The sequence below is a fragment of the Parabacteroides massiliensis genome, from assembly GCF_900155425.1.
In the GTDB taxonomy this organism is placed as follows: Bacteria; Bacteroidota; Bacteroidia; order Bacteroidales; family Tannerellaceae; genus Parabacteroides; species Parabacteroides massiliensis.
This window is the reverse complement of sequence record NZ_LT700189.1, coordinates 179,877-201,838: the sequence shown is the minus strand read 5'-3', so window position 1 is coordinate 201,838 and position 21,962 is coordinate 179,877. Positions and strand designations below refer to the sequence as shown.

The following is a 21,962-nucleotide window of genomic DNA, read 5'->3' as shown; positions in this document are numbered from 1 at the left end:
TACTTTATTAATTGTCGGCTTTTACGAGCAAATTTTCATCTATTTCAGTCAAATATCTAGAGGGCACCCCACTTGATAAAAGATATAATCGCTCTCTAGCTCTTGTCATCGAGGTGTACAACAAACGTCTTTCTGTAGAAATATGTAATTCATCATCTTCTCCATTGAATCCTGGAGGATAAGGAAGTATATCATCATTCAGATCTATAATAAAAACATTGTCAAACTCAAGCCCTTTCACAGATGATAGTGTACAGATTTTAATAGACTCTCTTTCAAAATCGATCTCTCCCGAGTCTAATAATATTTGTGTGTCATATCCATTTCCCTCTAAAAATGACTGAATTTCATTTAGGCCACTTCGGCTTCGATGAAGCACGACTGTTGAGCTAATATTATTATTTGTCTTTAATTGATTTAATGATTTTAATAAATATAAATTTTGCTCATTCTTATTCTCAAAATATCCGACTATTGGTTTTTCATTTCCACTCCTTGCAGTTTCAACAGTTGTAAAATCGCTTTTATCATTTTCCTTTTCCAAAAGAGAGAGAGCCGCTTTAACTATTTGCACAGTATTGCGATAATTCTTTTTGAGTTCTATTGTTCTTCCACCTCGTACATTGAGACCAACTTCACTCCATGTAAAACCACTTTTATAAATTCTCTGTGCAGCATCAGCAATCACAGAAATACTTTTTGTTTCATCAGATACAAGTCGTGAAATAACAAGAATTTGAGCTTTACTCAAATCTTGCGCTTCATCAATAATAATATGGGAAAAAGGTTTCTCTAAATTAGGTTTTGAATCCAATATTCTCAAACAGAGTAAGGCATAGTCATCAAAGTCTACTTGCACGTTTGTCTTAAGCTGATTATTATAGTCTTCAAAGATGCTCCAAATTATTTCTTTATCTGACTTTGTAACTCTATCGCTAGTTCCTCTACCAGTTCTTTTTGCATCGAAATATTCTTCTTTTGATTGAAATGCCTTCCCTTTTATCCAAGAAATTTCTTCACTGAAAAACTCAACAGATTTATTAGAAATGGCATGAGAAGAATATTTTGCTTTAATCCTAGATATGACACTTAACTGAAAATTTCCTGAAATAGTCTTGTATATTCGTTTATTATCAACAATATCATGTAGAGGGATCCCATTTTGTTCTATAAAATGATATGCCCATTTATGGAAACTCGTTATATAAACATTCAACCCTTTAGGTTTAGTCGGTTTTATCTCATCTGTATCTGGTCGATATCCTCCCGATATTTGTGGAGCAATGGCATTAATATATTTTACCAAAGTTTTATTATATGTAAAAATAGCAACTTTTGCTTCGTTAAATAGATTTGCATAAGTATCGAGTAAATGCTTTGCTCGATACAATGCGACAGTTGTTTTCCCACTACCTGCAACTCCTTTAATTTGAATAGGATCAGTTGCTGGCAAAAATAAAACTCGTTTTTGTTCCCCTTTTAAGATAATTGGTTTTAATGACATATGAGTTATTTTTTTATATCGTTGATGAAATTAGTGATTCTTCAATAAAAACCGAGTGTGATTTGTCGCTTTTAACATCCGCTAGAATTAATTCCACTAATAAGCCTACGAATTAATGTGTTGGTCTAATCAATAGTTTAACTCTGAATTTTATAATTAATTTTTCAAGCATCCAATTGGCACTACATACACTCCATCTGTCCGCCTGTACGCAAAGTCACCAACGCCTGTCAGTACCATACAGAAAGCAGGCGCTTTCATTCGTGTAGTATCTATGATATTCGAAAGTGCAGTCAATGTTTTTGCGCCCTCCTCAATTAACCTGTCTCCACCCAATTTTATTTCAATAAGACCATACGAGCCATTACGAAGGTGTACCACGGCATCGCACTCCAAACCGTTCTTGTCTCTATAATGATATACTGAACCATCCAAGGCATCTGCATAAACCCGAAGGTCCCGAATACACATTGTTTCAAAAAACAGTCCGAATGTATTCAGGTCGTTAATCAAATCATTGGGACCAAGACCAAGTGCAGCTACTCCCACTGAAGGGTCAACATAATATCTTGTATCCGATGTGCGAATAGCAGTTTTACTCCTCAAATTGGGGTTCCATGCCGGCATATCTTCAATTACAAATATTTTACGCAAAGCATTAAGGTAAGAATCTATTGTTTCGTCGCTAACGCTTTCCGGCTCATTTGTCGATATGTCGGCAAGGATTGTAGCGATACTCGCCTGAGATCCTTGGTGTCTGGCATATGACCGCATAATTCTCTTGGCCCGTTCTGCGTCACGTTTCACATTATCAGCACGTGATATATCGCTATTTGTAATGGCTTTATAATATTCTGTCGCTTGCAACAGTGCGGCCTTTTCCGTTTTCTTTAGCAAAGTTTTCGGCCATCCTCCGCGACAAACAATAAATGCGAGCATAGACAGTGTAAGTTTATTCAAAGCCCCTATTTTATCCGGCATAAGAAATAAATCCGATAAGCTTATCTCACCAGTAGAGTCTCCAGATTCCCATAAACTCATAGGGCGCATAGTAAGCCATCCATATCTTCCAGTACCTGTATGATGAATATCTTTGGCGTCAGCAGGTACCGCAGACCCCGTAAGCATAAATTGTCCATCCTCGCCTCTATGGTCTACCTCAAATCGGATGGCATCCCAAAATTGAGGTACTTCCTGCCATTCATCAATCAAACGAGGAGTTTCCCCCTCAAGCAAAAAGCTAATATTTGTTTGCGCCATCTGTTTGTATTGCTGCTGTTTGGTAGGGTCATCCATATAAATAATGCTTTTGGCCTGTTGCTCTGCTGTAGTTGTTTTGCCACAAGCCTTGGGGCCTTCTATCAACACAGCACCCATTGCCTCTAATTTATCACGTAGCAGTTGATCTGCTATTCGATTTTTATATTCCATAGAATTGTGTTTTTTATGCAAAAATAGCACATTTCTTTGTAATTCAATTCGTTTTCGAAGATTATTTGGAAAAATGACGGAATTATATTTGGAATTTTAGCTTTATTTTGATTGGAAATTTGGCGTATAATTATTTAGACTTTGTACTAGATTTAAAAAGCGCACTATTGCAGTGATACTCTTTTATGGCATTTTCATTGAAAAATTCCCAATCTCTGACTTCATAGTAGGTATTAGACGTTCGCCAAAGCCGTTTTAGTTCGGGCTTGCCCGTATGCCTGTAATAAACCCTTCTGGGGAGCCTAATACCCCAATCGCCTTACGTCGTTGGGAGGGTTGCCATACAATCTGCAAGCAGCAGCGATGAGATTGTCCGCTATCGAGGTGATTATAAAGCGGCAAACGGATAGGCAGAGTGTTTTGCGCATATCGGAGAATTTAGCCTATACCTGTTCGTGTCGAGTAGGTATCCGACAAGAGGGATAAGAAAGAATTTGCCCCTTATAGTGTTGCCTCATCCGACAAGAACAGGGTTATATCTTGTTTGTCTTTCATTGGTCTTTCAACACCACCGTCCGAGCAATGACATCCCAGTTTTAGGTGCAGTTTCGAACAACTGAACAGTCTCCAATTTTCTTTTCAGTTATTTGCACGAAAACGGTTTACTTTAGTTTTTCTCCCTTATATATAAATACTAAAGTAAACTGAATTATATATGCATGCGCGGCTGGTAAACTTTAGTCGAACAATCCGTTTACTAAATTGACTGCATCGTCCTTTTTCTGATTGATGATTTTGGCGTACACCTGTGTCATCTTCACATCGGCATGGCCGAGCAGTTTCGAGGTCGTGTAGAGGTCTGCACCGAGCGTCAGCATCATCGTTGCGAACGTGTGCCTGCTCGTGTGAAATGAAAACCTCTTATCTATTCCAGCCGCTTTCGCCCAAGGTTTGAGAAGCGTGTTTATCATCGTTGGGCTCGGCAAATCGAATACATGGTCTTCCGATGTCTTCTCTCCACGTTCCGGCATCCACTTCAAGGCTTCGGGGGAAAGTGGCAGATAAATCGACTCTTTGGTCTTTTGCATGGATACAGCCAAACGGTATTGTCCTCTATCGACAAACACGTCTTTCCACTTCAAGCTGATAATATCACTTATCCGCAGTCCGCAGAAGCAGGAGAACAAATAAGCCTGTTTTACGGCCTCGTTTTTCATCGGAGTAGCAATCAGTGCCCGCACCTCTTCGATGGTCATATACGACCGCTTACTCTCCGGCAGACGGATTTTATCCGAATTGTTGATTTTGGTAAAAGGATTGACTTTTATAATCTCCGCACGCACGGCAGCATTTAAAGCTCCGTTCAGAATGCGGTAGTAGGTATGGAGCGTAAAGTTCGATACACGCTTGCCCTTTGGCCGATATTCCGTCAGCAGATAGTCAATATACTCTTGACAGAACGCCTTGTCGATCTGATCCATCGTTACCCGTTCTCCAACATAATCTTCCAAGATGCGGATAGTAACTTGGATTTGGTTTCCATCTTTCTTTCCTCGCTTCGCCTGATTCTCTTTGTAGGTTTCCATCCAGTCCAGAAGAAAAACCTTTTCACGGGTTTCGATACCCGCTTCGCCGTTGGTAAGTTGAATGATCCGTTTCGATTTGATGGCATTAGCTGCCGCCATAGTCGTTTGGTTCCGCACACGGGCATTATTATCCGTTTCGGGGATAAGATACATCTTCAGATACTCATATGTCCGTTTACCGTCCCGATAGATATCCAAATACAGACTTTTGTTTCCGTTTGCTAAATCTTTCATCCGAAGACGGATAGGTTCTTTGACTTTTGCAGGCTTTTTTATTCGTGGCATAGTTCCTCCTCTTTTACTCGTTATTTCTGCTGCAAAACTACAAATAAAAGCCGAGATTAAGGAACAAATAAGAAACAAAAATGTACCGAAAAAGAGCCAAGCAACAATAATCAAGCAAAACAAGTGAAGATATAAATACACTATAATCACTTATCATACAGTGTATTTATTTTCATTTGATTGGTTTTTATTTTCTTCTTCAATTCATACTTTGTAAATCTGGTAAATTTCAAAAGAATAAAGGACTTCTGTGTAAGGCTATGCTATGCATTGTCATAGCGTGGCTTGCACAGCCTTTATTCTTAGCTTTACCAGAGCTCCACTTTTAGGCTGGGCAAGTCCACGTTTTTTTATGGATTTTGCCTGCGAAATAGACGGTATCATTAAACATTCAGCTTATGGCAAAGATTCAGCTTATGGCCTTTCTCTCCCTTGACGGCTGCCTGTTGGAGCGGTAGTCCCTCTCCGCGTTGCAGGATTCTGCGGACAAATACGGTATCACCCGGATCAGGAAGAAGGCGGTACGGCACCTTGAGGAACCGGTATCTTTCGTCTCGCTTTCCCGATGGAAAGAGGAAGGGGACGGTATCGCCCTTGTCGAGGCCAGTCCTGACACACTCCCGCTTGTTGACAGCCTGCTCAGGTTCTGGATGGTGGACGAGATGGTGATCTACCTTTCCCCGAGACTGCAGGGTGGTATCAGACTGTTCGGAGACGCTCTTGCGCCTTCCGTCTGGAAATTGATCGGAAGCAGACATTTCGATACGGGTGTCTGCCGTCTGGATTATTTACATACAGGATATTGAATGGTGATTGCGGCAGGAGCTTCCTCATAGCGTACCCTGAGCCCCGGCTTGTCCACCTCCTTGCGGACAACAACTCCTTGAACTATCGGCAATGAACTTTTCCGTAAGCGGGCCGCTGGCATTTTCCGTTCCGTCACTTCGGGAAAGGAACCCCGACATTCACTTGGTGGGAGCTACCGTCGGTACACATCAGGTGGTAACGCCCGAGACGGTTGTAATGATATACGGACTTTCCATACACCCTGATTAACGGAAAATCCCGGCCAGTCTCCGAAAAGAGCAGACCGGGACATTTCCCTTGCAGTATCGGTCCTGTTACAGCTCCCGCATGCTGTCCTTGAATGTAAGCTCCACCTTGTAATTCTCGTCCATTCTGAGCGACGCCTCATAGGGTTTTCCCGCCTTGGTGGTAAATTTCAGGAAGGGGGTAGCTTCCCATGCCATCAGCCGTGTCATCTCTTCGTCTGTCATCTCCCGTCCGTTGAACATGCGCGGAAGATGGAACGCGCAGTCGGGATCTCCGCATTTGGCCACCCTGTCGTAGAGTGTCACTGTTCCTGTTCCACATTTCGGGCAGGCGCACCTTGTCACGCCCGGGTTCCTGACCTGCAGGGCGAGCAGTTCCGATACGATTTTCCGTGCATACTCATGGATACCCTTCATGAACTTCCCGGCACTGAGCCTTCCTTCCTCGATTTCACGCAGTGCCTCTTCCCAGGCTGCCGTCATAGCCGCATCGGCGATCAGCTTGTCTCCTACGATACCGTATATCTCCAGCCCCTTCTCCGTAGGGATGAGACGGTTTCCGATACGCTCTACGTACCGGCGGGCCACCAGCAGGTCGATGATTCCCGCACGGGTGCCCGGTGTCCCGAGCCCGCACCTCTCCGTTATTTTCTTTTTGCTTTCACCGTCCGCCGTACCGTCGGCGTTTTCCATGGCAGCCAGCAGTCCGGCTTCCGTGAATGGTGGCAGCGGCTTTGTACTGTCTTCCAGTATTTCTGTTTCCAATACCGCCAGTGTCTCTCCCTGATGGAACTGTGGCAAGGGGGTGCTTTCTTCCGCCATGTCCGGTCCGTTATAAATGTCCCGCCATCCCGGATACTTCACACATGAGGTTTCGGCCTCGAATTCCATTCCGCCGTAATCGGCCCTGACACGTACAACCTCCCTGACACATCCTTCGGAAAATGCTTCCAGCATCCTCCCGGCGATCAAGGAGTAGATGTTCTGCTCGTCCGGGGAGAGCCCTTCGGGTACCTCTCCCGTGATGAGAAGGGCATGGTGTTCCGTTACGCTGTTCCCGTCCACCGCATGAGGGTTCAGCCCTTTCTCGAGCAGCCTTTCTGCGTGCCTTCCGAACCGGGGATGTCCTTTAAGGGAGGCGACGAGTGTGGGTGCCTGCTCGAATATATCTTCCGGAATGTGGCGGCATCCGGTTCTCGGATATGAGACGTATCCTCTCTCGTAGAGCCTTTGGACGACGGCGAGGGTCTGTCCGGCTGCCATGCCCAGGCGTGTATTGGCTTCCCGCTGCAGGCCGGTCAGGTCATGCGGCAGAGGCGGCTCCTCCATATTCTCTTTCTTTTCCACGGCAAGGACCGTACAGCGGCTTTCGCCCTCCAGTCCGGCCCGGGCTTTTTCCGCATCCTCTTTCCTTTCATACCGGAGAGGACGCGTGAAAAGAACTTTCTGCCCGTCCTTGCAGACTCCGGTCCGCAGATGGTAAAAGCTCACGGGCACAAAATCCCTGTTCTCAAGATAACGGCGGCAGACCAGTGCCAGCGTGGGTGTCTGCACCCGTCCGAGCGAGTGGTTGCCCATGCCGGCGGCTATCCCCAGGGCGATGCTCGCGTTCACGCCCAATATCCAGTCCGCTTCCCTGCGTGCCCTCGCCGCCAGGGCGAGGTTGTCGAAGTCACCGTCCTCTCTCAGATTTTTGAAACCATTCAGGATGGCCTTTTCCGTCAGGGAGGATATCCACAGGCGCAGGGCCGGTTTACGGTAACCGAGATAGTCCAGGAGATACCGGCTGACCAGTTCTCCTTCACGCCCCGCGTCCGTGGCTATGACCAGAGCGTCGGCGTTTTCGAGCAACCCGCGGAGCACTTCCAGCTGCCGGATGGCTACCGGGTCGGTGACATACCCTTCCTCCGTCCTGACTTGTCTGACAACGAGGCGGAACGGGACCGGAATGAGGGGAAGCGCCTGCCGTTCCACACGGGCGGGCCCGTAAGCGGACGGCGGTGCCTGTGCCAGCAGGTGGCCGTAAGTTCATGTGACGGCATACCCGTTGCCGTAAAGATATCCTTCCGCCTTTTCGTTGGCGCCCAGTACGGAGGCGATACTCCTTGCCATGACTGGCTTGTCTGTAAGTACGATTCTCATAATTTTTGTCTTTATCAGGTGAATAATTGGTTACATGCTCATGCCTTTGTTGTTGGCCTTTGTCTTTTTGACTTTTGCGTTCCGGACCGTTCTTTTCTCCTTTACGGTACCCCTTCCGTTTTTTTCCGCCTTTTCGGAGAGCGGTACGGCATCTTCCGTCCCATGGGGAACGGAAGGGGCCTTCGGGCTGTCGGGCCGGCGGGCGGGAAGCATGTCATACCCGCCCGGGCCGGCATCCAGCCTCACGTGTTCCAAGGGACGCAGATATTGTAGCCCTTTCCCGCCAGAGGTGAACTCGTAGATGACCGTCTCCCTTCCTTGCAGCAGGCTTTCGTAGTTCTGGTAATACAGGCTCTCCGGCGGCACGCCGTTCTGCCGCAGCATCCCGCAGATCCCGTCCGGGCAGAGGGCGCCGAACCGCCTGTCATGGGGAGCCATGAATATATACCTGTAGGTGGAGAGCAGCAGCCTCTCCGTGAGCAGGCTGGGACAATGCTCATAGCCGGTCATCCGGTTTATCATCCTCCCGACACGGTCCAGCCTTTTGGCAAGGTCACGGGGCCTGGAATGCAGCGGGATGCTCCCCAGCTCTTCCAGCGAGAGGTTGATACGGCCGATGACCGCCCTTTCCCAGTCCGCTGTCAGGTCCGCGCGGTTCTGCCGGAAGTTGTCGCGGAGAATCCGCAGCGGGTTTCTGGTGCCGAGGAACAGCCTGACACGTTTTCCGAGGGTCGGTTCCCTGAGGTTGGACGCGCTCCAGCGGATGACGTTGAAGCGGTAGGCGTCCATGAACTGCCGCAGCGGGTTACGGTACGAGAAGATGTCCCTCAGTGTCCGCATCAATGCCCGTCGGCCGACAGCGCGGCGGCCCATGTCGACGGCCTCTTCCGAGGTAAGTGGTTTGTTGGTTGCCATATATGCTTGCAGTTTACAGTTTTACTTGTCTTCCTTCGGCATGTTTCCGTTTGGAAGAGGGTTGTTTTCTCTTTTTGCCGGTATCGGCCGCCCCCGGGATATCCGCCGGACTCTCCAGCATGCGTGATATCCTGTCGGCATACCTTGTTTCCGACCGTGGCATTCCTGTCCGGACTCCCTCCCTTGCCAACAGGGCGGCGGCGATCTTCCTGGAAGTCTCCCGGAGCTCCGCCATCCTCTCCCCGAGGGGAAAGTCCGGATGGAGCTCCTTTTCCCTGGATAGCCTTCCGAGTTCTTTTTCCACGGAGGCGAACTCCCTCCTGTAACGGAACGGCTCCTCCAGCGCCAGGTGGGCGTATCCCTTTTCCGCGATGTCCTGCAATGTCATGATATCCAGGTTGCGTCTGGAAAGTTCCAGGGAGCCGGCCGTAACGAACCTGTCGAGGTTGGCCGCCGTGGGCGAGAGGTCGAAGGAGGCTACCGGACGGTAACTTCCGAACACTTCCAGTCCGGGCTGGGAGGCGGGGAAGCTCCGTCCGGGCTGCCGGGACATCTCCATCAGCCGTTTTGACGAGGTCTCGATGCGGAATATGGACAATGTCCCCGGTCCCTTTCCACAGGGGGAGTAGAAATTGTCGGCTATTTCCTGCAGGTACTCGTGCAGGTGGCGCGGGCCGTGCAGCCCCCTGTTGAACACCCTGACGCCTTGGTCCGTCTTTACGGCGGTCACGAGGAACCGGGCGCTCCTTCCTTGAAGGATACGTTCCCGTGCGGTCTCGTATGCCACGAAGTCTTTGTAGCCTGGCGAGTGTTCCAGCCCTTCCAGGTTCCTGCGGTCCGTTTCCACACCGTGTGCCTCCAAGTAGGCGGCCCGTCTCAGCGGGACGGAGTTGCCGTCCGTGATCCCGCCGTTTTCGATGATGAAACGCCATGCCTGCCTGGGTTCCTTCTCCTGCAGTCCGCTGACAGGGGGCAGCTCCTCTTTCCGGATGCCGGCATAGAAGAGCAACAGGTTGTCGGGGACACCCCGGGCTTCCTCAAGTACGGCTTTACGGGCCGCTTCCTTGACAAACCGGATGAAGGGGTTCCCGCTTCGGGGCGTATGGTCCGTTATCATGAAGGAGGCTATCCGGTTGTCCGGACACAGTTCCAGACAGAAGTCCTTCAGCTCTTCTTTTGGGGGACGCGTTCTTTGCAGTCCCAGCTTTTCCAACCACGAGGCCATATTATCTTCCTATTTTAGTTTTTTTACCTGTCTTTTCCGGCTTCTTTTCCCGCCTGCGCCTCGTATCCGGGGTGGGCAATTCATATCCCCGCACGTCGTATTCGTTCTGCAGGATGCGCCGTGCCGTATCGCTGACGGCTTGTCTCATGGAGCTCCCGAGCAGCGTGTCCGCCTGTGAGGAGAGGAAGGAATGGTTCATCTGCGAGTGCAGGGAGGAAAAGCTGCAGAAATGCCTGAAGTTCCTGTTTTCCGGCATCTCGTCAAGATTTCCCGTCCTGCACAGCCTGTCCAGTATGCCGATGTTGAAGGGTGTCTCACTTTCCCTGAGCTTGAATGTCTTCAGCATCTCCCGGTATCGGGCGAGGTCGGGGGACATGTCGCACTCCACGGCAGGCTTGCATCCCCGCAGGATGTCCGCCCGGAGGAATTCCGCCCTGGCGGGGATGAAACGGCACCGGTCATCAGGGGTGAACATACTGCCACACTCCCGCGCCTTTTCCACCAGCCTTGCGTTGTCCGTGCTGAAATAATAGACGCCCAGTTTGTCGGTATTCCGGTGTATCGGGCTGAAGAAGTTGTCCGCATTATACTGGAGATAGCTCTCCGCCCGCTCCAGTCCCCGGCCTGTGTCATCGAAGAGCAGCACGCCCTGTCCGGTCTGTATAGCCGTGAGTACACGGTTGCCGGTATCCTTCTCGCGGCTCCGGTGGAAGTCGTGGTAGGCTTCCAGCAGCCTGCCCGCCCTCCCGTTGTGGAGTGTCCGTTCAAGCTCGCCGACAATAAAGTCCCGGCTGTCGGTCCTCCTGTAGGAGTCGGCCGTCTCATGGACAAATCCGATATCCCGCAGCCTCTGGTAGTCGTCGGAGGGCCACGCGCCTCTGTCGATTATATCCCGCACAAGGGATTCCACCCGGTTCTTATCCCCATCGGCGGCCTCGATGCAGTAGATCCTTTCCTCGGGCAGGTAGGCCCCTTTCAGCTGTTTCCTGACCTGGCTGAAGCAGAACTCCCCGAACCGGCGGTCCAGGTCATTTGCGTCAGAAGACAGCATCCGGCAGTATTCCAGGTTGTTCCTGCCGTTCAATATGAATCCGATATACATGGTGGTACTGTTTTAATTTATAATTTTCTGCCGGAAGGCTTCCGTCCGGTCCTTTTCCTTTTCTCTGGTAACTCCTCACACTGCCCTGCCGGATGACGGATGCCGTCCTTTACCCGGTAGGTCCTGACAGGGAACGGTTCACCGGATACCAGTAATTTGTGCTGTATGAAATCCGCCATGCAGTAGAGCAGGTGCCGTGAGGCGGGGCGGTCATTCTCCGGAAGGTACAGGGCGTGGCCTTCGGAGAGCACCCTGAACTGCTCGTTCTCCAGCTTCACGTTTCCCACGAGCAGGGCGGTGTCGGGATTACTGAGGTATTTCTCCAGTGACCGGTGCCCCCTTACGTCAAAGTCCCGGCGGAGGATATCGTCCGCCTTTTTCCTTATCTCGGATGAAAGTTTCCTGAAAGCCTGCGGGTCAAACAGCTCGGCGGCTTTCACCTGCGTCACCTCTTCGAGCCGTTCGGCCAGGGGAAGCAGTTCCCTGTAATAGGTGAACGGCCGGTCATGGATATTCATGTAGCCGCGCTCCCTGATCGATAGCAGGCGGTATATGTCCTCGTTCTCCGCTCTGGAGGAGAGTTCAAAACCCGTATATCCCTTCACTTTGGAGAACAGCCCCCGGTATTCGTCGGCTGTCGGGTTCATCGCATGGTAGAGCCTTGGCTCGAGGCTGTCGACAAACCAGGCGGGGAGGGCCTTCAGTGGAATGTATTCCGCCTTTCCCGTCCCTTCCCGGCAGGACATGCCATGTCCGCCGCCGTTGATATGGTGCATCAGCTCCCTGCGCCGCCCGGAGTACTCGTAGATCTCCAGCGCCCCGTCATGGGCATGCGGTTCGAAGTACCTGTCAGCGGCACGCTGGAGATATCCCCTGAGGGCCTCCTCACCGGCCTTGTTGCCGGAGAACAGCAGGTAACCGTGATTTCGGAGCACCACTTTCAAGGGTGCGGTCCTGTTGCTTTTTTCCATTGTCATATGTTTCTTATTTTACATTTTGGGACGTGTCCCGATCCTTTTACGTGTTTTTCCTGGCGGGCTGTACAGCCTCTTCTCGACCTCCGGTCTGATCCTGACGGTTTTCCGGTCCACAGGCGGGTTGCCGCCGAAGATGATCCGGTCCGTAGCTTGGTCCACCCACGCGTAGGCATGCGAGGGGTTGTTCCCGCTTTCGTGCGGCAGATACAGCCCGAGGCCCTCTTTCAGTACGCTCCTGTGAGGTCCGTAGAGCGGGACTCCTTCCAGGATGACGCGCTCCGCCGGGTCGTCCAGTATTCTCCCGGCCGTCCGGTGTCCTCGGACATCATAGGCGGAGTCCATCAGTTTCTGCAGCTGCCTCCTGGTCTCGAGGGTCTGCAGTAATTCCTCCCTGTCGCGGGCAGATTTTGCGGGTATCCGTTGTAACTCCTCCACCCGGCGGTCATAACGCTCCAGGGCATCCAGGGTGTCCGTGATATTGACGTTGCGGGCACTTATCTCACAGCCCGCATTATGGCAGAAACTGCGGAAGTCCTCCGCAGTGGGTCTCATCTCACCTCTGTAGAGGAGTTCCATCTGGTCGCCATGAGGCTTCGGGCCATAGGGGTACTCGTCCGACCACATCCTCCCCGGGTTGACCCAGGGGCGGTTGCCAAGTTCCCCTTCGGCCCTGTAGACACTTAACGCTCCGGAATTGAATGCCGGATTGAAATAGGCGTCGGCCGTCTGTTGCAGGAACTGCCGCAGCTTTCTCCTGCCTTCCGCCGTGTCGGTAAAGGCAAGGAAGCCGCCCAAGGTCTCTATCGCTGTGTAGGTCTGCTCCATGATGTCTATAACTTTAAATAGTTTCCGTTCCTCTTCCCGTTTCTCTTTGCCCGCGTTTTATCCGTTTTTACTGCCCCCGCCTCATAAGGGACGATCTTGCCGTCCTTGACCTGGTATACAGGTTTGAGCCCTGGAGGATTCTTATAGGCCATGACCCGGTCGCAGGTCTTATCGGCATGGATGTAACGGAGTCCGGGCATTTTTGCCGACAGTCCGGGGAAGTAAATCCATCTCCCTTCGAGCAGCGCCCTTCTCAAAGTGTCATCGGCCTCGTGTTCCCCGATGAGGAACGGCACGCTGCGGTCATTCAGGAGCCGTTCCAGGGTGCGGTGCCCCCTTACGTCGAAATCCGTTTTCAGGATACGCCCCGCCTTGCCGTGCATGTCGTCCAGTATCTTTCCCATGTCATCGCCGCCGGGATTTCCCCGGAGAAAGCTGTCCATGCGTTCCACGAACTCCCGGAACTGGTGCCGGTAGGAAAAGGCGGGGTCAAGGATGAGCTGCCGGTCGAAGTGGCGGGTAAGGGAGAGCAACCGGTAGATATCCGCGTTGCACCCGCTCATCCCGCATCCGGAAAACTCCGTGAGGTTGCGGTATCCTTCAGCGGAGGGTGTCATGTCGGTAAAGAAGACCGGCTCCAGTTTTCTTTCATCGGGCAGGTCCGCCCGTACCGGGGAGTCCGTGAACTCGTACACGTATCTTCCGATATCGGGATCTTTTCTGCAGGAGGCGTCAATCAGCGGGGCCAGGCTTGCCGGAACGGAATGCATGTCATATTGTTTGACCGGTCCCGGTTCGCTGTGTATCCACCAGTAGTTGTCCGCCAGGTGTTGGTAGAACTCCTTCAGCCCTTTCCGACCCGTCGGCCCGTCACTGAAAACAAGTATACCCCTTGATGTTTCCACGATATGCAGGGGCAGCCTGTAGGCGGGCTCATAGCCGTATAGCCGCGCCTTCTCGTCCTGCTGCCGGCGGAAATTCACCAGGCGGTCGAGCTCTGCGGCTGTCAGCCGCAGCCGTCCGCCCGGTTCCATGGACCGTTTCAGGACAGACCTCATGAACACCGCGTCACGCAGGTTGACGCTCACCACCGGTTCCAGGCCGCACCTTTGGATATGGGGCAGCAGTTTGCCTGTGATGTATTCCTTCACGGGGATGTCCCGGGATATGGAAGGGACATCGGACATACAGGGGAAGCGGTAGATCTCCAGGCGGGTATCGGGGACGAAAGCCGATATTCGGGCGGTCTCCATCCCGACATGCAGCAGGCTGAGGAACTGGTAGGTCATGCCGTCCTGATCCGGATTGACAGGGTAAAGCTGGTAGGAAATCGCGGCATGGGGCTTGTCCATGCCGGTTTCGTACCCGATGAGCAGGTACCCTCCGCCGTCCTGCCTGAACAGCTCCTCCAGTTGTTCCATGTTGTCTTTTATGGATGCCATGCCGTTACATTTTCGGGGTTATCTTTGATTTGCGCGCATAGGTCCTCTTTTCAGGCTTCTGCGTTTTCTCCGGTGAGCCGCCCTTCTGTTCCTGCCCCTGTCTGTTCTCCGGCTTCTTCGTGCTTCTTTCCCACAGGAACTCGGTCCCGCGTTCGGCGGCGCTCATCTGGATGGAGGTCCGCAGGATTTTCCCGTTTGAGGACTTGAACTCGATGGGGACCTCCTTGCCGGCCGTGTAGTCGGCGTACTCCTGCTGCGAGAGCGTATAATCCTTGATTTTCTTGGGGCAGCGGGCCTGGTCCGCCGGGAGGAAGAACATCTCGTTGGTAACCGGGTCTTTTGAAAGGTAGCACGGTTTCGTCTCCTTACTGCGGAAGTCGACGACCAGGTCTACCAGCCTTCCGGCATTGCCCGTCCGGTTCAAGGCGTCCAGCACGTCCTCCTCCAGCTTGTATCCCCGGTATTCCTGTCCCACCTTGGGAGCCTGGCGGATAAAGTGCAGGTCGAATTTGGCCAGGCCATTCTCGTCGCGGAAGAGCGAGAGCTTGGCATCCCCCTTCTGGCGTCCCAGCTCGGTGTTCATGGAGATGTCATAGGCTATGCCGGACTGTCTGCCCTGCAACAGCCTTTCCATGTCGCCCGTCTGTCTGAGCACGTCCGGGGTGAGCCCGTAACGCTCGGCCTGCTGCCAGTTGATCTCGCGCTCGTTGAAAAGGTGGTTGTTGTAGATCCGGTTATCCCGGGAGAGCTCGCGTCTTAAGGACTCGTTTTCGGGGAGCTGTGCCTGCTCGATCCTACGCTTGGCTTCCTCCACCGGGGTCTTCTCTTCCATCCGGTACAGCGCATAGCGTGTCGGATGGTTGTACTGGTACATGAAGTTCTTTCCGAAGTTGGTGAAGAAATTCCCATGTCGGTCCACGCGGATAAACTGGTCCTTGTTCGTTTCATTGGCCTCGAGCGTCTCCAGCTCTCCGTTTGCCGCGATGCCCTTGACACCTTTCGCCTTCTGTTCCTTCTTGTCGTAAGCCATCAGGTAACCCTGTTCCTGGGTGGCGTTTTCGCTGCCTGTAGCAGTCGGTTTTACTTCTTCCATAACTGTTAATTTTAAAGTGGATAAATCGTTTCGGGAGATAAAATTACTATCTTCGTCTTAAAATATTCTGATTATGAGAAAGTTGTCATTGATAGTCATGTATTGTCACCTTTTGTCAGTCTCCTCCTGTGTGAGGGGGGACGGTACGGCTGGCGGAAACAAGGGTGAATTGTTAAAGGGACATTTCACCGGTACTGATGTAAAGTGAACGGTTCCTTGAAGGTCCCGACGTAGCCTCATTCTCCTGACGGATTATCCCGTGCTTTTCCCCCTTGACAGAAGATACACCCGTTTCAGGGTCTCGTCCACGTTCGGTATGAGGATGCATCCGGTAAAGGGAAGGAGACTGTTCCACCAGGGGGTGGACCTGGCCGCGCCTTATGGCACTCCGGTGTACAGTGCGGGTAACGGCAGGGTTGCCGAAGCACGCTACAGCCGGAGTTACGGCTGGTTCGTACATGTCCGGCATGCGGGAGGATACTCGACACTGTACGCGCATATGGACAGGCTGCATGTAAGGACGGGCACTCATGTCCGTATCGGGCAGCATATCGGGAATGTCGGGCATACGGGAGTGGCGAGCGGCAACCACCTGCATTTTGAATTAAGGAAGGACGGCATCTCGCTGGACCCGCTCTCATGGCCGCCTTTTAAATAACCTGTAAAACAAGCAAGCGATGAACATCGAGGAAGTAAAGAAGATTCCGCTGGAGGATTTCCTCGGGCGGGCGGGATTCTCGCCTGTCAGAAGACAGGGGGACAGTGTATGGTACCTTTCGCCTTTCAGGCAGGAGCGTACCCCGTCATTCAAGGTCAGCCTTTCCTTGAACCTGTGACATGATTTCGGGGAGGGGACCGGAGGCAGTATCATCGACCTGGCACAAAAGCTGTACGGGGTGACGGATATCCCGACCGTATTGCAGAGGATCGGGAGCGATTTTCCGGCGTTCAGGCCGGTTCCTTCTCCTGCGAAAGGACGGACTGTGGCATCGGCCTTTGAGGAACTGCGCGTCTCACCTCTTAAGAACACCGTCCTGCTGGATTATCTCGGGACAAGGGGTATTCCATCCGATATCGCCTCAAGGGAATGCGTGGAGGTACATTACCGCATGCGCGGCAAATGGTATTTCGCGGTCGGTTTCAAAAACAGGAAAGGGGGGATTGAGATACGTAACCCGTACTTCAAAGGAGCGGTCTCTCCCAAGGATATCACGCATGTCAGCCATAATGCAGTGGATAGACGGCAGTCATCGGTGCTGGTTTTCGAGGGGTTCATGGACTATCTCTCGTACCTGGCCTTGAAGGAAGGGCAAGCCGTGCCGGACTGCGTGGTGCTCAATTCTGTGGCCAACCTGCCCAAAGCCGTGGATATCCTTAAAAGTTACGGACAGGTCTGTTGCTTCCTGGATAATGATGAAACCGGCAGAAAGGCGGTGGAGGAGATCGGAAGGCTGTGCGAAAAAGTAACTGACAAGGCCGTACACTATCTGCCACACAAGGATTTGAACGAGTTCCTGCAGGAAAGAGTCCGGTCGGGGTGGATGTCGGTGCGACAGAAGGCAAAGACCCGGGAGGGTTGAAAAAGAGGAAGGCAGCTGTAAGCTGTTGTCCCTGATAGAAAAAGTAATAATCTCAAATTTATTGAATGATATTTTCGGGGATACTTACAGACTGTAAGTAAATGAATAAGGAGCTGACGTTTTGGACAGCTCCTTTATACAATCAAGAATATCCGGCTTTAATAGTTACGGATCAGCAGTTCGTTGACCGTCTCCCTCTTCTCGGCTATGGAACAAACCGAGCGGAAGATGCTCAGCCGCTGGATATGGAAGCCGGCGTACAGGTCGTCGAAGAAGGTGTTCTCCGGGTTCTTCTGACGGGGATCGGAGTTGGAGAGCATTCATTTGCTTCCTTTCTCTCCCAAGTCCTTGCAGAATCCGGCCAGTTCTATCTGGCAGTCGTCATCGAAGTCGTCCGGCATGTAGGAGGTACAGGCACCGGCCTCATTGACGGGTTTGTAGGGCGGGTCGAAATAAAAGAACGATTTCTCTCCCGCGTATTTTTCCGTCTGGCGGTAGTCCCCGTCCAGGATGACGACGCCCTGCAGCAGCTTGTGGTTGAAGCGGATCAGTTCCTCCTCCAGTATCCTGGCGCGGCTGCCCGTACCGAAGGTTACCGAGAGCCTGCCCTTGCGGTTGACCGAATAGATGCCGTTATAGCAGGTGCGCATGAAGAAAATGAAAAGGGCGGCACGTGTGATACCATCCGGGTGCTCTTCGTTGAAGACCCTGCGCTTTTCCATGAAATAGTCCCTTCTCTCTGTACGTCCCTGAAGGGCGTGGTATTCACCCTGGATGCCGGCAAGCAGTCCGACCAGTTCTTCCGGCGTGTCGCGTATGACACGGTAGACATTCACCAGGCTCTCGTTCGAGTCGTTGATCACGCAACGGATATGCGGATAGGTCTGTCTCAGTCAGAAGAACAGGGCGCCTCCCCCGACAAAGGGTTCCACATAGGTTTCCATTTCCGTGATATTTTCCGGCAGTGACTGGATCAGTACCGGAAGCAGTCTTCTCTTGCCTCCCACCCAAGGGAAGCAGGGTTTGCCGGGCAGACAGCCCGCACTGTTTTTCTTCTTTTCCATGATTCGATAAATTAAAATGAATGGTTAAAACTATTGTTACCCGTCATCTTCCGTTTCCAGCAGATGTTTCAGGTCCGGGTCATTCCCTATGCGGCGGAGCTCCTTTTGGATGATCCCGCCCACCTCCTCCTTGATGCGGTAGTAGTTACGCTCTATCTCTTCCCGCATATGGTCCTTGCCGTCCCTGCCGGTAAAGTCCGTAATCACGGGGATCGGTTTGTAGGCTTTCGTCTCTGCCGCCACCCTCGCGTTGTCCACAACGATCTCGCAGTGGAAGATTTTCTGCTCCATCTTCTCTTGGAAGCTGTCGCAGACGCTTCCCACGAACATGCCTTGGGAGAGGTTGGATATTTTCGAGGCCGGTATCAGCGAGTCCAGCTGGGTGCTGATGCTGGTCGATGTGTCCTCACGGGTCATGTTGACGGACTTGCGCTGCTGGAGCACCTTCCCGAACCGTTCCGAAAGGTTCTTGGCCGTTTCCCCCAACACTTGCCCGGCAAAGACATTGCCGACGGTGTTCTGGATGACGCGCGCCTCCTTTTCACCGTAGTCGCGTACCAGCTGGCTGAAATCCTGCGCGCCCAGGCAGACGGCCACCTTGTTGCTGCGGGCCGTGGCTATCAGGGTGTCGAGCCCTTTGAAATAGATCGTCGGGACCTCGTCCACCAGGATGGAGCACTTGAGCTTTCCCTTACGGTTCACCATCTTGACGATACGGGCGTTGTACAGCCCAAGGGCCGCCGAATAGATGTTCTGCCGGTCCGGGTTGTTGCCCACGCACAAGACCTTGGGGGCGTCCGGGTTATTGATGTCCAGTGTGAAGTCGTCCCCGCTCATAATCCAGTAGAGCGAGGGGCTGATCATGCGTGAGAGCGGGATCTTGGCACTTGCGATCTGGCCCTGGAGCTGCTCCATCGCCCCGCCTTTCCAGGCGTCCATGAAAGGCGAGAGGTAGTTCTCCAGCTCCCTGTACGAGGTCAAGATGGTGAAGATGTCCGAGTAGGGCTTGTTCAGCAGCTCGATGGCATGGGGAAAGGTACAGTACTTCCCGTTCTCGTAGATTTTAAGATACCATATGATGGCGGCGAACAATACGATCGGACTCTCCACGAAGAAGTCACCCTGTTTCTGTATCCAGGTTTTATTTAAATTTAACATTATTACATAGGCTGACTCATAGGCGTCGGCGATGTCGGACATGAATGCTGGGTTGATAGGGTTGCAGCGGTGGCTGTGCCGCGGATCGTCGAAATTGATCACGTAGAACTGGACGTTCGCCTTGTACTTGTCCTTGTTCTTGAGCAGATGGTTATAGACGATAAGGCTCAGGTCCGGGAACTTGAAATCATAGCAGTAAAGCGCATAGCCTTTCTCTATCTGCTGCTTGATGAACTGGTTGATGACACAGTAGCTCTTCCCGCTGCCCGGCGAACCGACCACCATGCAGCCCCTTTGGGGCAATACGACGTTGATCCACCCATTGTGCCATTTCTTCTTGTAATAGAACCGTGTGGGCAGGTTCACCGAGTATTCATTGGTGATCAGGCGGGTCTCCTGCATGAAGGACTCGTTCTCCTCATTGAAGACGTCATCCATCAGGTGTTCCTTTAAAAGACGCCCGATCCACATGCCTGCGGTGAGCAGGCAGATGTACCCGGCGGCAAGGGCGGACACATACGCAAGGGTGGTGAGCGGGACACTCCAGCCGGCGGTGAGGAAAAGCTCGCTTCCCCAATAGAGGAGCAGCCCGGCTGCCAGGTAGCAGCCGATACGCCTTCATGTCATCTCCGGGACCCTCCGCCCTTTGGCTCCCATCGAGGAGAAGAAAAGGAACATCAGGCTGAAGCATTTGGTCACGGGGGAGCCGGTGAACAGTCCGGTGTCACGCTGGAAGTTCAGCAGTATCCTGTCCACCATGCCGTTGGTACAACCGGCGGCATGGAAGAACGGATAGCAGAAATAATAGATGTTCATCACGAGAAGCAGGATGCTGACCGCCCGCATGAAGTCGATGGTCTTGCCGAGCCCTCTGGAATCTTCTTGTGCCATATGGGTTATGATTGGTTGTTATACGTGAATACTTCGTTAGTTGATCCGCGGGCCTTTCCGCCCCTTCCTCTTTTTCTTCTTTCCATAAATATTCCGGGGAATGTCCTCAGCCGGGTAGGGACAGGATTCCATGGAGAAGATATCCAGTAGGCCTTCCGCAAGCCCCGTCTCCCTTGTGTCCGTATTTACGGGTGGTTCCTGTCCGGGAGCCGGCCTGTCGGGGACGGGCGGGGGCGTGCCGTATTTCCGGTTGATAACCGAAGCGGAGAACTCCTTGCCGAGCGCCGATCCCTTGAAGACCGCCCTGGTATTATGGTCTATATAGGTCACGCCGTAGATCACGCCCGCCCCGTTCTCCCAGAGTACGGGCACGATGCCTTTGCCTGCCAGCTCGTGCAGGAATCCTTCACGGGTATCCCGGCAGAGTGCCGTACGGATGTTTTCCCTTGTCTTTTCCGGCAGGGGATGCTTTTTCATCCATGCCCTGCTTTGTGAGAACCTCTTTTGGAGGGCACGGTATCCCACGCTTTTCCCGATATCGCTGGATTTGATTCCGACCCCGGTACGTTTTCCATTCCCGTCGGTCGCCGCATAGACCAGGCCGTCGCAACGTTTCCCGTCCACGACCTTATGCACTTCCTCCACGGTCACGTTGAAAAGTCCGAGCAGTGCCCTGAACTCCTTGAACGACTGGAAGCGGTAATTCTGTACGGCCGGTTTTACCACACCCGCAATCTGGTGTTTCAGATCGCCTTTCGTGTGGTCCACCGCGGTCATCGGCCGGGAAATCCTGTATTCCTCCCCGCGTGACTGCAGCAGGCCGTATTTCCTTTCCAGCTCCCGGCAGATGTCCGTCGAACGCTCCCATTCCTTGTAATCCCTCAGCTTTCTTCCCTGTTCATCAATACGCAGGGAGACAATGTGGATGTGAGGACGCGCGTTGTCGTCATGGCGGAAGATAATGTAAGGCTGGTCGCCATATCCGAGCCTGTCCATGTATTCCCGCCCGATAGCTTCCAGCTGTTCGTCGGAGAGCACGTCATCGGGATGGGGATTGAGCGAGAGATGGATCACCGGCTTTTCCGTCCGGCGGTTCATGGCAAGGTAAGGTTCGAAGCTGCGCATGCATTCGGAGATGCCGACCTTTCCCTCCGGTGTCTCCATCACGCGGTTTCATGCCAGTGTCCGCGCTTTCCCTTTCTCCACTTTTTCCTGATTGTAATACAGCGCCCCGTAAATGGCGGCACCGGATGTTATCTTTGCAACCATTGTTCGAACTCTTTGGTAAGACGGATGATTTCCTTGTTTAACGATACGAGCTCCACGGTCAGCTGTTCCAGCTTGTAAAGCAGGGCGAGGGCTTTCTTTTCGGTCAGTTCCCCGCTGTGGACCGCCTTGACAACCTGGTTGTAGTTCACCCCGACGCGGCGGTACTCGCTCTGCAGGTTGGTGAGCTTGATGTAATAGTCCGTGGCAACCTTGTCGATTTTCACCACTTTCATCGGCTTGTCGAAAATGGCCGACAGGATGAACTGCGACTTGGTTACGGCACCGGAATTCTCATAGAGCCGCTCGAACTCGATGTTCTGGAGCTCGTTCAGACGGAATCCGTAGTAAAAGGAATGAAGCTCGGAGGATTCCTTCGGACTGCGGCCCCCTCTTCATGTCCGGGAGACGGCCGTTTTCTCTT

At 52.3% G+C, this 21,962-nt stretch carries 19 protein-coding genes and 3 pseudogenes; 5 read left to right on the top strand and 17 right to left on the bottom strand.

What is annotated here, in order from left to right; genetic code table 11:
* Positions 1 to 7 precede the first annotated feature (7 nt).
* From BQ9893_RS00890 to BQ9893_RS00880, 3 genes are all read right to left on the bottom strand, one after another.
* Entirely contained in the window at positions 8 to 1,504 is a 1,497-nt protein-coding gene (locus BQ9893_RS00890; RefSeq protein WP_075964316.1) for a UvrD-helicase domain-containing protein, read from the bottom strand.
* A 156-nt stretch (positions 1,505 to 1,660) separates the two neighbouring features.
* The gene (locus BQ9893_RS00885) at positions 1,661 to 2,935 is read right to left on the bottom strand and encodes an ATP-binding protein (protein ID WP_075964315.1); all 1,275 of its coding nucleotides are present in this window, start codon (positions 2,933 to 2,935) and stop codon (positions 1,661 to 1,663) included.
* A gap of 737 nt (positions 2,936 to 3,672) precedes the next feature.
* A complete protein-coding gene (locus tag BQ9893_RS00880) occupies positions 3,673 to 4,806 on the bottom strand; it encodes a site-specific integrase (protein ID WP_075964314.1) in 1,134 nt (377 codons plus the stop codon).
* 470 nt (positions 4,807 to 5,276) lie between these two features.
* On the opposite strand from BQ9893_RS00880, the gene BQ9893_RS00875 reads away from it, so the two are divergent.
* Positions 5,277 to 5,612 (top strand): dihydrofolate reductase family protein, encoded by a 336-nt coding sequence (locus BQ9893_RS00875; RefSeq protein ID WP_244050370.1) that lies wholly within the window; start codon positions 5,277 to 5,279, stop codon positions 5,610 to 5,612.
* Positions 5,613 to 5,703: 91 nt separating this feature from the next.
* Positions 5,704 to 5,862: a hypothetical protein gene (locus BQ9893_RS21540; RefSeq protein ID WP_167369818.1), complete on the top strand. Its 159-nt coding sequence runs from the start codon at positions 5,704 to 5,706 to the stop codon at positions 5,860 to 5,862.
* Positions 5,863 to 5,927: 65 nt separating this feature from the next.
* Here the strand turns inward: BQ9893_RS21540 and BQ9893_RS00870 are convergent, their stop codons facing one another.
* The 9 genes from BQ9893_RS00870 to BQ9893_RS00830 form a co-directional block, all read right to left on the bottom strand.
* Entirely contained in the window at positions 5,928 to 7,832 is a 1,905-nt protein-coding gene (locus BQ9893_RS00870) for a DNA topoisomerase (protein WP_075964313.1), read from the bottom strand.
* Positions 7,833 to 7,886: 54 nt separating this feature from the next.
* Positions 7,887 to 8,000, bottom strand: a complete 114-nt coding sequence (locus tag BQ9893_RS00865) for a DNA topoisomerase III (RefSeq protein WP_075964312.1) — start codon at positions 7,998 to 8,000, stop codon at positions 7,887 to 7,889.
* A 30-nt stretch (positions 8,001 to 8,030) separates the two neighbouring features.
* The gene (locus BQ9893_RS00860) at positions 8,031 to 8,915 is read right to left on the bottom strand and encodes a phospholipase D-like domain-containing protein (protein ID WP_075964311.1); all 885 of its coding nucleotides are present in this window, start codon (positions 8,913 to 8,915) and stop codon (positions 8,031 to 8,033) included.
* 13 nt (positions 8,916 to 8,928) lie between these two features.
* Positions 8,929 to 10,140 carry a DUF6047 family protein gene (locus BQ9893_RS00855; protein ID WP_075964310.1) on the bottom strand — a complete coding sequence of 404 codons (1,212 nt, stop codon included), beginning with the start codon at positions 10,138 to 10,140 and terminating at the stop codon, positions 8,929 to 8,931.
* A gap of 1 nt (position 10,141) precedes the next feature.
* On the bottom strand, positions 10,142 to 11,191 hold the full coding sequence (locus BQ9893_RS00850; RefSeq protein ID WP_244050732.1) for a DUF6047 family protein: 1,050 nt from the start codon (positions 11,189 to 11,191) through the stop codon (positions 10,142 to 10,144).
* Between the two features lie 68 nt (positions 11,192 to 11,259).
* The gene (locus BQ9893_RS00845; protein WP_225739829.1) at positions 11,260 to 12,213 is read right to left on the bottom strand and encodes a DUF6047 family protein; all 954 of its coding nucleotides are present in this window, start codon (positions 12,211 to 12,213) and stop codon (positions 11,260 to 11,262) included.
* A gap of 18 nt (positions 12,214 to 12,231) precedes the next feature.
* Entirely contained in the window at positions 12,232 to 13,044 is an 813-nt protein-coding gene (locus BQ9893_RS00840; protein ID WP_075964307.1) for a DUF6047 family protein, read from the bottom strand.
* 5 nt (positions 13,045 to 13,049) lie between these two features.
* A complete protein-coding gene (locus tag BQ9893_RS00835; RefSeq protein WP_075964306.1) occupies positions 13,050 to 14,486 on the bottom strand; it encodes a DUF6047 family protein in 1,437 nt (478 codons plus the stop codon).
* A gap of 4 nt (positions 14,487 to 14,490) precedes the next feature.
* On the bottom strand, positions 14,491 to 15,579 hold the full coding sequence (locus BQ9893_RS00830; RefSeq protein ID WP_075964305.1) for a DUF4099 domain-containing protein: 1,089 nt from the start codon (positions 15,577 to 15,579) through the stop codon (positions 14,491 to 14,493).
* 322 nt (positions 15,580 to 15,901) lie between these two features.
* Here BQ9893_RS00830 and BQ9893_RS00825 point away from each other — a divergent pair, with 322 nt between their 5' ends.
* From BQ9893_RS00825 to BQ9893_RS00820, 3 genes are read left to right on the top strand one after another with little or no spacing between them, the layout of a single operon-like run.
* Positions 15,902 to 16,237: a M23 family metallopeptidase gene (locus tag BQ9893_RS00825; protein WP_075965345.1), complete on the top strand. Its 336-nt coding sequence runs from the start codon at positions 15,902 to 15,904 to the stop codon at positions 16,235 to 16,237.
* Between the two features lie 19 nt (positions 16,238 to 16,256).
* Positions 16,257 to 16,415, top strand: coding sequence for a hypothetical protein (locus tag BQ9893_RS21535; RefSeq protein ID WP_167369817.1), 159 nt, complete (start codon positions 16,257 to 16,259; stop codon positions 16,413 to 16,415).
* Positions 16,416 to 16,475: 60 nt separating this feature from the next.
* The gene (locus BQ9893_RS00820; protein ID WP_075964304.1) at positions 16,476 to 17,159 is read left to right on the top strand and encodes a toprim domain-containing protein; all 684 of its coding nucleotides are present in this window, start codon (positions 16,476 to 16,478) and stop codon (positions 17,157 to 17,159) included.
* A 158-nt stretch (positions 17,160 to 17,317) separates the two neighbouring features.
* Here BQ9893_RS00820 and BQ9893_RS21530 read toward each other — a convergent pair whose 3' ends face one another.
* The 5 genes and pseudogenes from BQ9893_RS21530 to mobA all read right to left on the bottom strand — a co-directional run.
* Positions 17,318 to 17,479: a hypothetical protein gene (locus BQ9893_RS21530; RefSeq protein ID WP_167369816.1), complete on the bottom strand. Its 162-nt coding sequence runs from the start codon at positions 17,477 to 17,479 to the stop codon at positions 17,318 to 17,320.
* Positions 17,480 to 18,223: pseudogene (locus tag BQ9893_RS00815) on the bottom strand (DNA adenine methylase). It lies immediately after the preceding gene.
* Positions 18,224 to 18,259: 36 nt separating this feature from the next.
* Positions 18,260 to 20,272, bottom strand: a pseudogene (mobC, locus tag BQ9893_RS00805) (conjugal transfer protein MobC).
* 36 nt (positions 20,273 to 20,308) lie between these two features.
* A complete protein-coding gene (gene mobB, locus BQ9893_RS00795) occupies positions 20,309 to 21,436 on the bottom strand; it encodes a conjugal transfer protein MobB (protein WP_075964301.1) in 1,128 nt (375 codons plus the stop codon).
* Between the two features lie 89 nt (positions 21,437 to 21,525).
* A pseudogene (mobA, locus tag BQ9893_RS21855) lies at positions 21,526 to 21,930 on the bottom strand (conjugal transfer protein MobA); the annotation flags it as partial.
* Positions 21,931 to 21,962: the final 32 nt, after the last annotated feature.